At 74.7% G+C, this 12,506-nt stretch carries 10 protein-coding genes; 4 read left to right on the plus strand and 6 right to left on the minus strand.

Translation table 11 applies throughout. From position 1 onward, the window contains the following. The first annotated feature begins 77 nt into the window (after positions 1 to 77). Both ACH4OW_RS05485 and ACH4OW_RS05490 read left to right on the plus strand, forming a co-directional pair. The gene (locus ACH4OW_RS05485; protein ID WP_360138246.1) at positions 78 to 1,205 is read left to right on the plus strand and encodes a glycosyltransferase family 1 protein; all 1,128 of its coding nucleotides are present in this window, start codon (positions 78 to 80) and stop codon (positions 1,203 to 1,205) included. Further along, entirely contained in the window at positions 1,202 to 2,443 is a 1,242-nt protein-coding gene (locus tag ACH4OW_RS05490; RefSeq protein WP_398025151.1) for a glycosyltransferase, read from the plus strand. The genes ACH4OW_RS05485 and ACH4OW_RS05490 overlap by 4 nt, the downstream gene beginning before the upstream one ends. Positions 2,444 to 2,464: 21 nt before the next feature. Here ACH4OW_RS05490 and ACH4OW_RS05495 read toward each other — a convergent pair whose 3' ends face one another. Beyond that, the gene (locus ACH4OW_RS05495; protein WP_398025153.1) at positions 2,465 to 3,709 is read right to left on the minus strand and encodes an MFS transporter; all 1,245 of its coding nucleotides are present in this window, start codon (positions 3,707 to 3,709) and stop codon (positions 2,465 to 2,467) included. Positions 3,710 to 3,852: 143 nt separating this feature from the next. Here ACH4OW_RS05495 and ACH4OW_RS05500 point away from each other — a divergent pair, with 143 nt between their 5' ends. Then, positions 3,853 to 4,818: a LysR family transcriptional regulator gene (locus ACH4OW_RS05500; RefSeq protein WP_398025155.1), complete on the plus strand. Its 966-nt coding sequence runs from the start codon at positions 3,853 to 3,855 to the stop codon at positions 4,816 to 4,818. Here the strand turns inward: ACH4OW_RS05500 and ACH4OW_RS05505 are convergent. The 3 genes from ACH4OW_RS05505 to ACH4OW_RS05515 are packed head-to-tail and all read right to left on the minus strand — an operon-like array spanning position 4,700 to position 7,076. Further along, positions 4,700 to 5,764, minus strand: a complete 1,065-nt coding sequence (locus ACH4OW_RS05505; protein ID WP_398025156.1) for a bile acid:sodium symporter family protein — start codon at positions 5,762 to 5,764, stop codon at positions 4,700 to 4,702. The genes ACH4OW_RS05500 and ACH4OW_RS05505 overlap by 119 nt on opposite strands. After that, the gene (locus tag ACH4OW_RS05510; RefSeq protein WP_360138262.1) at positions 5,757 to 6,197 is read right to left on the minus strand and encodes a hypothetical protein; all 441 of its coding nucleotides are present in this window, start codon (positions 6,195 to 6,197) and stop codon (positions 5,757 to 5,759) included. Before ACH4OW_RS05510 ends, ACH4OW_RS05505 begins: the two co-directional genes overlap by 8 nt. 15 nt (positions 6,198 to 6,212) lie before the next feature. After that, positions 6,213 to 7,076 (minus strand): oxaloacetate decarboxylase, encoded by an 864-nt coding sequence (locus tag ACH4OW_RS05515; RefSeq protein WP_398025159.1) that lies wholly within the window; start codon positions 7,074 to 7,076, stop codon positions 6,213 to 6,215. 282 nt (positions 7,077 to 7,358) lie between these two features. Between ACH4OW_RS05515 and ACH4OW_RS05520 the strand changes: the two genes are divergently transcribed. Then, on the plus strand, positions 7,359 to 10,997 hold the full coding sequence (locus tag ACH4OW_RS05520; RefSeq protein ID WP_398025161.1) for a hydantoinase B/oxoprolinase family protein: 3,639 nt from the start codon (positions 7,359 to 7,361) through the stop codon (positions 10,995 to 10,997). On the opposite strand, the gene ACH4OW_RS05525 is transcribed toward ACH4OW_RS05520, so the two are convergent. Then, the gene (locus ACH4OW_RS05525; protein ID WP_398025164.1) at positions 10,980 to 11,861 is read right to left on the minus strand and encodes a biotin-dependent carboxyltransferase family protein; all 882 of its coding nucleotides are present in this window, start codon (positions 11,859 to 11,861) and stop codon (positions 10,980 to 10,982) included. The genes ACH4OW_RS05520 and ACH4OW_RS05525 overlap by 18 nt on opposite strands. Next, positions 11,858 to 12,493: a 5-oxoprolinase subunit PxpB gene (pxpB, locus tag ACH4OW_RS05530; protein WP_398025244.1), complete on the minus strand. Its 636-nt coding sequence runs from the start codon at positions 12,491 to 12,493 to the stop codon at positions 11,858 to 11,860. Before pxpB ends, ACH4OW_RS05525 begins: the two co-directional genes overlap by 4 nt. Positions 12,494 to 12,506: the final 13 nt, after the last annotated feature.

Consider the following 12,506-nt stretch of genomic DNA (forward strand, 5'->3'; position numbering starts at 1 on the left):
CCAACGCTCATGGGACGTTTCCCGGCTGGAAAGATCCACGTGGCCGGGGCCACGTCCGGTGGGCCGACAACAGCCGTATGCGTGTTGTCATCGTCACCGAGTCCTTCCCGCCCGACGTCAACGGCGTCGCCCACTGCGCCCTCGAAACCGCCCGGCACCTGGTACGCCGCGGTCACGACGCGCTCGTCGTCGCCCCGCTCGGTGCCGACGGGAGCCCGGACGGCGGGCGCGCCGGGCCCTGCCCCGTCGTCCGCGTGCCCTCCGTGCCGCTGCCGGGCTACCCGCAGGTCCGGCTGGCTCTGCCCGGCCGCAGGCTGGCCGCGGCGCTGGACGGCCACCGCCCCGACGTCGTACACCTGGCCAGCCCTTTCGTCCTCGGCGCGCGCGGTATGACGGCCGCCGCGCGGCGCCGCGTGCCCGTCGTCGCGGTCTACCAGACCGACCTGGGCCGCTACGCCCGCGCCTACCTGGGAGCCGGCGGCGGCACGGCCTGGCGGCGCATCCGGGCGGTGCACGCCGCGGCCGACCGCACCCTCGCGCCGTCCCGTTCCGCCCTGCGGGACCTGGCCGCGCACGGCGTGCCCAGGGTGCGCCTGTGGCCGCGCGGCGTCGACTCCGCACGGTTCCACCCCGCCCGGCGTGACGAGGTGCTGCGCAGCTCGCTCGCGGCGGGCCGGGAGCTGCTGGTGGGGTACGTGGGGCGGCTGGCGCCCGACAAGGAGGTGCGGCTGCTCGCCGCGGCCTCGCGGCTGCCCGGCGTGCGGACCGTGGTGATCGGGGACGGCCCGAGCGCCCCCGGCCTGCGCGCGGCGCTCCCCGGAGTGCGCTTCCTGGGACGCCGTACGGGCGACGAACTGGCGCGCCTGGTGGCGTCGTTGGACGTGTTCGTGCACACGGGCCGCTACGACACCTTCTGCCAGGCCGTCCAGGAGGCGATGGCGGGCGGCGTGCCGGTCGTGGCGCCCGCGGCGGGCGGCCCGCTGGATCTCGTGGCACACGGCCGTACCGGGCTGCTGGTGCCGCCGGGGGACGGGGCGGCGGTGCGCGACGCGGTGGGGCTGCTGGCCGGGGACCGGGCCCTGCGTGCCCGGCTGGGCGCGGCAGGCCGCAGGGCGGTCGAACACCGGACCTGGGAGGTCGTCGGCGACGAACTGCTGGGCCATTACGAGGACGTGCTCACGGACCGGACGGCGGTGGCGGCATGACGGCGGAAACATGCACTTCGGGGCGGTACGTCCTCGACGAGACCAGGTACGAGGGCGCCGGGCTGCGCATCGTACGGCTCGCGAACTTCGTCACCCCTCAGTCGGGCGGACTGCGCACCGCGCTGCGCGCGCTCGGCGCCGGGTACCGGGCCGCGGGGCACGAACCGGTCCTGATCGTGCCCGGACCCGCCGCGCGGGACGAGGCCACCGACCAGGGGCGGGTGATCACCCTGCCGGGTCCGGTCCTGCCGGGCACGGGCGGCTACCGGGTGCTGGCCGACCGGCGCCGCGTCCGCCGCCTCCTGGAGGCGCTGGCCCCCGACCGGCTGGAGGTCTCGGACCGTACGACGCTGCGGTGGACGGGCGAGTGGGCGCGGCGGGCCCGCGTCCCGGCGGTGATGGTGTCGCACGAGAGCGTGGACGGTGTGCTGCGGACCTGGGGCGTACCGTGCGGCCTGGCGCGCGGCGCGGCCGACCGGGCCAACGCGCGGACCGCGCACGCGTACAGCAAGGTGGTCTGCACGACGGAATGGGCGGCGGCCGAGTTCCTGCGGACCGGCGCGCGCAACGTCGTGCGCGCGCCGCTGGGCGTCGATCTCACGGCGCGGCACCCGGCCGCGCGCAGTCCGGAGCTGCGGCGGCGGTGCGCGGGCGGCGCCGATGTGCTGCTGCTCCTCTGCTCGCGGCTGTCACCGGAGAAGCGGCCTGGACGCGCGCTGGACGCGCTGGCGGAGCTGCGGTGGCGGGGCGTCGACGCGGCGCTGGTGGTGGCGGGGGACGGGCCGCTACGGGCCCGCCTGACGGCCCGCGCGCGGGCCGAGCGGCTGCCGGTGGCCTTCCTGGGGCACGTCGCCGACCAGACCGAACTGGCCGCCCTCCAGGCCGCCGCGGACGTGGCCGTGGCCCCCGGCCCCGCGGAAACGTTCGGTCTGGCGGCCGTGGAAGCCCTCGCCTGCGGCACCCCGGTCGTCGCCGACGCGGCATCGGCCCTCGCCGGCCTGGTCGGCACCGGCGGCGACACCGCCCTGGACGACGGCGCCTCCTACGCCGACGCGGTCCTGCGCGTCCTCGCCCGCCCCGAAGCCCACCGCCGCTCCGCCGCCCGGCGCCGCGCGGAACGCTACGGATGGCAGCCCGCCGTCGCCGCGTTCCTGGCCGCCCACGACGCCGTCGCCACGCCCTTGCCCACGAACCAGGCCACGGAACAGCCGTACGGGGCGGGGCAGGCCGGGAGGTGAAGCGGCGGCCGGGCCCCCGCGTCACACGCCGCTCGGCTCCGGCTCCCGTCCGCGCCGTGGCAGACGGGCGCGCCGGGGAAGCAGGAGCGGTGTGGCCAGCAGGAGGACACCGGCCAGCGCGATCGCGGTGCGCGGCCCCGTGAAGCCGGCCAGCAGACCCCACAGGGCGGTCACGGCGGCAGTGGTGACCTTGCCGGTGACCGACCACGCGGCCAGGGTGCGGGCGACCAGGTCCGTGTCGGCCAGGTCGAGCCGGCAGGTGGCGAGCACCGGCGTGAACACGCCCATGCACGTGATCAGCCCGAACTCGACGGCCATGACGAGCACCAGCCCGGCGGTGCCGGAAGGGACGCAGGCCAGCCCCACCGACCAGCACGCGCGCAGCGCCCCCGCGGTGCGCAGGACCGTGTGCCGGCCGAACCGCGCGACGAGCGGGCGGGCCAGCCGCGAGCCGACGAGGCCGCCGAGGCAGGGCACCGCGAAGGCGAGGCCGTACTGCCAGGGCGCGAACCCGAGCCGGTCGACCATCAGGACGACGAGCAGCGGCGAGGCCGCCATGATCAGGGCGTTGACCAGGACGCTGTTCAGCAACAGCAGGCGCAGCGCCGGGTGGGCCAGCACGTACCGCCACCCGGCGAGCAGGTCACGGGCCCGCAGCCGCGGTGCGCCGGTGCGCACCGGGCGCGGCTCGCCGCCGCCGATCGCGCGGATCCCCGCTGCCGAGAGCAGATAGCTGACCGCGTCGGCCGCCACGGTCAGCACCGGGCCGAACAGCCCGACCGCGGCGCCGCCGAGCGGCGGTCCGAGGATGGTGGCGGTCCACGTGGTGGACTCGAAGCGCCCGTTGGCGGCGAGCAGGTCCTCCGGCGGTACGAGCGCCTTCAAGTGCGCGCCGCTGGCCGCGGTGAAGGCGATGTCGGCCGCGGCCACGACGACGGACACCACCAGGAGGTGGGCGAAGCCGAGCCGGCCGAGCGCGAACGCGACGGGCACGGTCAGCAGCGCGGCGCACCGCACCAGGTCCATGGCGATCATCACCGGCCGCTTGCGGCGGAACTCCACCCACGGGCCGAGCGGCACCGCCACCACCGCGCCGACCGCCGTCCCCGCCGCCGCCAGCAGCGCCACCTCGGTCGTCCCGGCGTGCAGCACGAGGACCGCGATCAAGGGAAACGCGTCGAACGCGAGCCGGGTGCCGAACGCGCTGACCCCGTACGCCGCCCACAGCCACCCGAACCGCCGCCCCAGCGACCGCCCCGCCACCACGCGCTGCGCACCCCCGCTTCCCTGCCGGACATCCCCCTGTTGACCGACGAGATCAAAGCGGGCAGCTCCTCGGCAGGTCAAACAACCGCCGGGCGTACGGGCTCAACGATCCGTTGTGCGGGGTGCGGCTAGAGTCGGCCGACGTGAATCTCGATGCCGTGCGTACTTTCGTCACCGCCGCCGACGCGGGCCGGTTCCAGGACGCCGCAGCCGAGCTGTCGGTCACCCAGCAGGCGGTCTCCAAGCGCATCGCCGGGCTGGAGCAGGAACTCGGCGTGCTGCTGTTCGCCCGTACGGCACGCGGCGCCCGGCTCACCGTCGACGGTCAGGCGTTCCTGCCGCACGCCCGCGCCCTCCTCCAGGCCGAGGAGCGGGCCGCCGCCTCCGTACGGCCCGGCAGCCGCGCGCTGCGCGTCGACGTGATCGGCCGGCAGCTCGCACCGGCGGGCCTGCTGCGCGACTTCCACCGCGCGCACCCGCACACCGAGCTGGACGTCGTGACGCTCTTCGACGCCGACGAGGCCATCGCCGCAGTCCGGTCCGGCACGATCGACGCGTCCTTCCGTGCCCTCACCCTGCCCGCGCGGCAGCTCCCCGACGGCGTCGAGGCCGCCCGGGTGTTCGACGAGCCTCTCCAACTCCTCACCGGGCCGGCCCACGCGTTCGCCAACGCGCGCGCGGTCACCCTCGACCGGCTCGCCGGGCACCGCATCTGGATGCCCGGTGTCGTCACCGGAACCGAGTGGGGCGCGTACTACGAAGACCTCGCCGAGACCTTCGGGCTCACCATCGACACGATCGGCCCGGACTTCGGCATCGAACCCCTGCTGGACGCGATCGCCGACTCGACCGAGTTGGCGACCTTCGTCGGCGAGCAGACCCGGCTCGTCTGGCCGGCGGGACACGACCTGCGGCGCATCACCGTGCACGGACCGACCCCGGTCTACCCGCACTCGCTGGTCTGGCAAGCCGGCAACCCGCACCCGGCGCTCACCGCGCTCCGCGCCCATCTCGGCACCCCGCGGGCCGGCGGTCCGGACGCCGGGACGTGGGTACCGCGGTGGGCGGCCGGCGGGCCCAGCGGGCCGCGAGGACCGCGCAGACCATGAGCTGGAGTTGGTGGTAGAGCATCAGCGGCAGGACGACCAGGCCGGCCGAACTGCCGAAGAGGACCGACGCCATGGGCAGTCCCGTGGCGAGGCTCTTGTTGGAGCCGCAGAAGACGATGGTGATGCGGTCCGCCTCGCCGAACCCCAGCCGCCGCGCCGCCAGTGAGGTCGCGGCGAGGGCCAGGGCCAGCAGGGCCGCGGTCAGGGACAGCAGGGCGAGCAGCCGGGCCGGGGTGACCTGGTGCCAGATCCCTTCGTTCATGCCCTTGCTGAAAGCGGTGTAGACGACGAGGAGGATGGAGGCGCGGTCCAGGAGGCCGAGCGGTTTCTTGTGGCGGGTGAGGAAGGCGCCGGTCCAGGGGCGCAGGAACTGGCCCGCGGCGAAGGGCAGCAGCAGGTGGGTGGCGATGGACAGCAGGCCGGTCACCGAGAAGCCGGGGGCGGAGCCGATCAGCCAGGCCGCGAGCAGCGGGGTGGCCGCCATGCCCGCCAGGCTGGAGTACGTGCCGGCGCAGATCGCGGCCGGTACGTTGCCGCGGGCCGTGGAGGTCAGGGCGATGGACGACTGCACGGTCGAGGGGACGACGCACAGGAACAGGAGGCCGGTGTAGAGCCGGTCGGTGAGCAGGAGCGGGGCGAGGCAGCCGGCGGCCAGGCCCAGGAGCGGGAAGAGCACGAAGGTGCTCGCGCCGGTCAGCAGGTGCAGCTTCCACTGCCGTAGCCCGTGCACCGCTTCGCGGGTGGACAGTCGCGCGCCGTACAGGAGGAACAGCAGGCCGATGGCGAGGTCGGCGGCACGGCCCGCGGCCGCGGCGCCCCGTCCGGTGGCGGGCAGCAGAGTGGCGAGCAGGACCGTGCCGAGGAGGGCGGCGACGTAGGGGTCGGCCGCCCGCCTCAGCCGGTTCGGCCGGCTCGCCGGCCGGGTGCCCGGCGCCGTGTCACTCATCGTCGCCGGTCTGCCAGGGCGGGTGCCCGACCCGGGACGGGTCGGCCCCGGGACCGTTGGCGTCCCGCGTGTGGACGTCGATGGCGCCGCCGCCCCCGTCGTGGTCGCTGCCCGCCGTTCCCTTGCCGCCGAGCAGGGTGTTGAGCGTGCGGTCGACCTCCAGCCAGGAGTCCGCCCCGGAGTTGTCGACGACGAGCAGGCCGATGGACGTGCCGGCGCGGGGCGGCAGTGGCGGCTCCGACTCGTCGTCGGGGGTCTCGCACGGCGGAGCCGGGGGCTGTGGTGCGGGTGGTGCGGCCTGCGCGGCGCCGCCGCCCCACAGGACGCCCGCGAAGGCCGCGAGGGCCACGGAGACGGCGGAGGCGCGCGCGGACCGGGACCGCTTGCGGTCCCGGTACCGCCCGGCGCCGCCCCGGAAGGGGTTCGGTGCCATCAAGACGGCCTCACCTCACACCGTTGCCGGTTCGCGTGGTGTGCGGTGCCTGCTGATGTTCCTCTCCAGCAGTTCGGTGGCCGCTTTCAGTTCGATGCTTCCGGTCTGGCCGGTGTCGGGCAGCCGGCCGTCGGCCGTTTTGAGGTCGACCAGCGCGCCTTCGATCGCGCCGTGCGCGGCGAACAGGCAGGGGGTGCTGTAGATCGCCACGTCCACGCCCAGTTCGGTGAGTTCGGACAGGGACAGGCGGGGGGACTTGCCGCCCGCGATCTGGTTGAACAGCAGGGGCTTGCCGCCGACCACGGAGCGGATCCGCTCGATCCACTCCACGCTGCGCACCCCGTCGACGAGGACGACGTCCGCGTCGGTCTCGGCGAGGGCCGCCGCCCGCCGTACGATCTCGGCCTCTTCCGTGGCGTCCGTACGCGCCACCACGACCAGGTCCTGCCTGCTGCCGAGGACCAGGTCCAGCTTGTCGAGGTACTCCTCCAGGGGAAGGATCAGCTTGCCGTCCGCGTGCCCGCACCGGCGTGGTCGTTTCTGGTCCTCCAGGATCACGCCGGAGGCCCCGGCGCGCTCCAGGCGCTGGACGACGTGGCAGGCGACTTCCGGGTCCACGTAGCCGTCGTCGATGTCGACGAGCAGGTGCTGTGCGGGGAAGGCCAGGCGCAGCCGTTCCACGAATTGCACCATGTCGGGCCAGGCGATGAACCCGATGTCGGGAAGGCCGTAATGGGACGCGGCGAACCCGTAGCCGGAGACGAACATTCCGTCGTAGTGCTGTGCCGCGATGGAAGCCGAATACATGTCGTAGATGCCGATGAGCGGAGTCGTACGAGGCGACCGGACCGTCTCGCGCAGGGCGCTGCCGTACTGCATGCTTCTCCCGCCTCCCGGGCCCGCCGGTCGCGGGCCCCTTGGGATGTCGTGGATCCGACGGTCCCAGGAAACCAAGAGCTAGTAAAAGGATTCCGGGCATCAACACTCGTTTGATGAAGCGCCGCAGGTCGGAGGCGTAATTCAGAAAGAAAGAAGAAATGATGGGCGTACCGGGGAAGTGACGTTTCTTCGGTAGGCAAAGGGCGTGCCAAGGGGGCGTAAAGTCGATGAGCTGACATGCGACCGCCGACGAGCGGCAGGGCCCGCTGCCACAATGGCGGCATGACGGGACGCTGGGAGTTCTGGATCGACCGGGGCGGCACGTTCACGGACGTGGTCGGCCGGCGGCCCGACGGGCGGCTGGTCACCGGCAAACTGCTGTCGCACCGCCCCGGGAGCCGCGAGGACGCCGCCGTCGCCGGGATCCGGGCGATGCTCGGGCTCGCGCCCGGCGAACCGGTGCCCGCCGGGCGGATCGCCGTCGTCAAGATGGGCACGACCGTGGCGACCAACGCCCTGCTGGAGCGCACGGGCGAGCCGACCGTGCTGGTCGTCACCGAGGGCTTCCGGGACGCGCTGCGCATCGCGTACCAGAACCGGCCGCGGATCTTCGACCGGCGGATCGTGCTGCCCGAGGCCCTGTACGAGCGCGTGATCGAGGTGCCGGAGCGGGTGGACGCGCGGGGCGCGGTCGTGCGGCCCCTGGAGGCGGACGCGGTGCGCGCCGAGCTGGCGCGGGCGTACGGGGACGGGCTGCGCAGCGCCGCGGTCGTCCTGCTGCACGGCTACCGCCACGCGGACCACGAGAAGGCGGTGGCGGCCCTGGCCAAGGAGGCGGGCTTCGCGCAGGTCAGCTGCTCGCACGAGGTCAGCCCGCTGATGAAGCTGGTGCCGCGGGGCGACACCACCGTCGTGGACGCGTACCTCTCGCCGATCCTCGGCCGGTACGTCGACGAGGTGGCGGCCCAACTGCCGGGCGTGCGGCTGATGTTCATGCAGTCCAACGGCGGGCTGCGGGAGGCCGCGCACTTCCGGGGCAAGGACGCGGTGCTCTCGGGACCGGCGGGCGGCGTCGTGGGGATGGCCCGCTCCTCGGCCGAGGCGGGCGACGGCTACGACCGGGTGATCGGCTTCGACATGGGCGGCACCTCCACGGACGTGTCGCACTACGCGGACTCCTTCGAGCGGATCTTCGGCAACGAGGTCGCCGGCGTGCGGATGCGGGCGCCCATGATGAACATCCACACCGTCGCGGCGGGCGGCGGATCGGTCCTGCACTTCGACGGGCGGCGCTACCGCGTCGGCCCCGACTCGGCCGGCGCCGTCCCCGGCCCGGCCTGCTACCGGCGCGGCGGCCCGCTGACCGTCACGGACGCCAACGTGATGCTGGGCCGCGTCCAGCCGGCGCACTTCCCCGCGGTGTTCGGGCCCGACGGCGACCAGCCGCTGGACGACGCGACGGTACGGGAGCGTTTCGGCCGCCTGGCCGAGGAGGCGGCCGAGGCCACCGGCGACCGGCGCGGCCCCGAGGACGTCGCGGCCGGGTTCCTGGACATCGCCGTGCTGAACATGGCCAACGCCGTCAAGAAGATCTCCGTCCAGCGCGGTTACGACGTCACGCGCTACGCGCTCACCAGCTTCGGCGGCGCGGGCGGCCAGCACGCCTGCGCGGTCGCCGACGCGCTGGGCATCGGCACGGTCGTCGTACCGCCGCTGGCCGGTGTGCTGTCCGCGTACGGCATCGGGGTCGCCGACGCGACGGCCATGCGCGAACAGGCCGTCGAGGTGGAGATCGACCCGGAGTCGGACGCGGCGGACCTCGACGGGGTGCACGGCGTCTGCGACCGGCTGGCCGGCCGTACCCGCCGCGAACTCCTCGACGAGGGCGTGCCGCGGGAGAGCGTCACCACCCGGGCGCGCGTGATGCTGCGCTACGCCGGGACGGACTCCGCGATCGGGGTGGCGCTGGACACGCCGCGCGCGATGGCCGCGGAATTCGTCGCGGCGCACCGCGCGCGCTACGCCTTCACGATGGACAAGCCGCTGATCGCCGAGGCGGTCTCGGTCGAGGCGGTCGGCGCCGCCGGCGGCACGGCCGGGCACGAGGTGCCGACGGGGGAGCGGGCGGGCGAGCTCAAGCCGGTCGCGGCGGTAAGGATGTTCGCGCAGGGGCGCTGGCAGGACACCGACCTGTTCGCGCGGGGCGACCTGCGCCCCGGCGACGTCCTCACCGGGCCCGCGATCGTTGCCGAGGACGACGCGACGACGGTACTGGACCCGGGCTGGCAGGCGCGTGCCGGGGAGCGCGGCCATCTGCTGCTGACCCGGGCGCGGCCCAGGGCGGGCGGGGCCGCGGTCGGCACGGACGCCGACCCGGTCATGCTGGAGGTCTTCAACAGCCTTTTCATGGCCATCGCCGAGCAGATGGGCGTCCGCTTGGAGAACACCGCCCACTCGGTCAACATCAAGGAGCGGCTGGACTTTTCCTGTGCCCTCTTCGATCACGAGGGCAACCTCATCGCCAACGCCCCGCACATTCCCGTACACCTCGGGTCGATGGGGGAGTCCATCAAGGAAGTGCTCAAACGGCAGCGCGGCACGGGCGGCCTGCGCCCCGGCGACGTGTACGCGATCAACGACCCGTACCACGGCGGCACGCACCTGCCCGACGTCACCGTCGTCACCCCCGTCTTCGACGACGCCGGCGCGGAACTGCTGTTCCTGGTCGCCTCGCGCGGCCACCACGCCGAGATCGGCGGCATCACCCCGGGCTCGATGCCCGCGTTCAGCCGCACCATCCAGGAGGAGGGCATCCTCTTCGACAACTGGCTGCTGGTACGGGACGGCAGGTTGCGCGAGGAGGAGACGCGCGGCCTGCTCGCCGCCGGGCCCTACCCCTCACGGGCGCCGGACGCCAACATCGCGGATCTGCGGGCCCAGATCGCCGCCAACGAGAAGGGCATCCGCGAACTGCGCAAGATGATCGGACAGTTCGGCCTGGACGTGGTGCGGGCCTACATGGGGCACGTCCAGGACAACGCGGAGGAATCGGTACGCCGGATCATCGCGCGCCTGGAGGACGGCTCGTACCGCTACGAGACCGACAGCGGCGCGGTCATCCAGGTCGCGCTGACCGTGGACCGCGCCGCACGCGGCGCGGTGCTGGACTTCACCGGGACCTCGCCACAGCTGCCGGGCAACGCCAACGCGCCGACCTCGGTGGTGATGGCGGCGGTGCTCTACGTCTTCCGCACGCTCGTCGCCGAGGACATCCCGCTCAACAGCGGCTGCCTGAAACCGGTCGAGGTACGCGTCCCGCCGGGCTCGATGCTCGCCCCCGTATTCCCCGCGGCCACGGTCGCGGGCAACGTGGAGACCTCGCAGGCCGTCACCGGCGCGCTCTACGCCGCGCTCGGCGTGCAGGCCGAGGGCTCGGGCACGATGAACAACCTCACCTTCGGCAACGACCGGGTGCAGTACTACGAGACGGTCGCCAGCGGCTCGGGCGCGGGCGACGGCTTCGACGGCGCGGACGCCGTGCAGACCCACATGACCAACTCCCGGCTGACCGACCCCGAGGTGCTGGAGTGGCGCTATCCCGTACGCGTGGAGAGCTTCGCCGTACGGGAGGGCAGCGGCGGCGACGGCCGCTGGCGGGGCGGCCGGGGCGCCGAACGCCGGCTGCGCTTCCTGGAACCGGTGACCGTGGCCCTGCTCACCGGGCACCGCCGGGTGCCGCCGTACGGCATGGCGGGCGGCGGGCCCGGCGCGACCGGCGCCAACCTGATCCGGCGCGCCGACGGTACGGAAGAGGCGCTCGAAGGGTGCGACGCGGCCGAGATCGGCGCGGGGGACGTGCTGGTGATCCGGACGCCGGGCGGCGGGGGGTACGGGACGCCCGGCTCAGCCGGCGGCGCGTGACCGCCGGGGGACGAAGCGCACCGGCGTCCCCGGCGCCGCCTGGGCGGCCGCGGCGAGGAACCGTTCCGGGACGACGCCGACGACCGGGTAGCCGCCCGTCGTCGGATGGTCGTTGAGGAACAGCACCGGCAGACCGTCCGGCGGTACCTGGAGCGCGCCCAGCGGCATGCCCTCGCTGGGCAGTTCCCCGTCCTTGCGCCGCTCCAGCGGCGGGCCCTCCGTGCGCAGGCCGATGCGGTTGCTCGCCGAGGACACCCGGAAGCGGCCGGTGGCCAGCGTGCGCAGGCCCGCCTCGGTGAACCAGTCGTCGCGCGGCCCGAGGACGCACGGCAGCACCAGCCCGGCGGCCGGCAGGCCCGTGCGCGGCACGGCGTCCACGGCGGCGGGCGGGCCGTACGGGTCGCCGAGCGGCAGCACGCAGCCGTCGGACAGCGGCGCGGGCCCGAGCCCGGACAGCAGGTCGGCGGCGCGGCTGCCGAGCACCGGCTCCGCGTCGATGCCGCCGGCGAAGGCGAGGTAGGAGCGGAGCCCGGCGGTGGCGGGTCCGGCGTCCAGTACGGAGCCGGCCGGCAGGCGCACCGGCGCGCCCCAGGGAGCGGGGCGGCCGTCGACCGTGACGGGGCAGGGCGCGCCGGTCACCGCGGCCACGGTGGCGGTCCGGACCCGTACGGCACAGCCGGTCAGGGTCGTCTCCAGGGCCGCGGCGCCCTCGGGGTTGCCCACGAGCCGGTTGGCGAGGCGGTGGGCCGGTTCGTCCAGGGCGCCCGCGCGCGGCACACCCAGGTGGGCGTGTCCGGCGCGGCCCAGGTCCTGGACGGTGGTCAGGGCCCCGGCTCGTACGGTGCAGAGGGCGCGGTCGGTCATCGGGCTTCCTGGGAGTCTGTCGAAACTGGGACGAAGCGGACGCGTGTGCCGGGGGAGAACAGTGCCGCCGGCTCGCGATCCGGGTCCCACAGGGTGACGTCGCTGGTGCCGATGAGCTGCCAGCCGCCCGGCGACGAACGCGGGTAGACGCCGGTGTAAGGGCCCGCCAGGGCGACCGAGCCGACCGGGACCTTGGTGCGCGGCGTGGCCCGGCGCGGCACGTGGTAGCGCTCCGGCAGCCCCGTCAGGTAGCCGAAGCCGGGCGCGAACCCGCAGAAGGCGACGCGGAATTCGGTACCGGAGTGAATGCGGACGACGTCTTCGGGCGTGGTGTCCCACAGGGCCGCCACGTCCGCGAGGTCGGGGCCGTCGTAGCGCACCGGGACCTCGACGGCGGGCCGGTCGTCGGCGGTGACCGGCGGGACGTCCCAGCCGGGCAGTTCGGCGGCCAGCCGCCCCGGGTCGGCCAGGCCGTCGAGCAGGACCGTACGGGCGGCCGGCACGATCTCCCGGACCGCGGGGAGGGTGCCGGCGGCGGCGCGGCGCAGCAGTTCGGCGTGGAACGCCTCGACCGCCGCGGCGTCGTCCAGTTCGACGAGCAGCCCGTGGTCGCCGACCGGAAGGGGGCGCAGCGGCAGCCGGGAC

Origin of the sequence: Streptomyces sp. NPDC017056, from assembly GCF_044332485.1 — a bacterium.
Lineage (GTDB): Bacteria > Actinomycetota > Actinomycetes > Streptomycetales > Streptomycetaceae > Streptomyces.

Excerpts from the sequence above, each read along its gene's own strand:
- ACH4OW_RS05485 (WP_360138246.1), top strand. The coding sequence starts at position 78 with ATGCGTGTTGTCATCGTCACCGAGTCCTTCCCGCCCGACGTCAACGGC.
- ACH4OW_RS05490 (WP_398025151.1), top strand. The coding sequence starts at position 1,202 with ATGACGGCGGAAACATGCACTTCGGGGCGGTACGTCCTCGACGAGACC.
- ACH4OW_RS05505 (WP_398025156.1), bottom strand. The coding sequence starts at position 5,764 with ATGAGTGACACGGCGCCGGGCACCCGGCCGGCGAGCCGGCCGAACCGG.
- ACH4OW_RS05510 (WP_360138262.1), bottom strand. The coding sequence starts at position 6,197 with ATGGCACCGAACCCCTTCCGGGGCGGCGCCGGGCGGTACCGGGACCGC.
- ACH4OW_RS05515 (WP_398025159.1), bottom strand. The coding sequence starts at position 7,076 with ATGCAGTACGGCAGCGCCCTGCGCGAGACGGTCCGGTCGCCTCGTACG.
- ACH4OW_RS05520 (WP_398025161.1), top strand. The coding sequence starts at position 7,359 with ATGACGGGACGCTGGGAGTTCTGGATCGACCGGGGCGGCACGTTCACG.
- ACH4OW_RS05525 (WP_398025164.1), bottom strand. The coding sequence starts at position 11,861 with ATGACCGACCGCGCCCTCTGCACCGTACGAGCCGGGGCCCTGACCACC.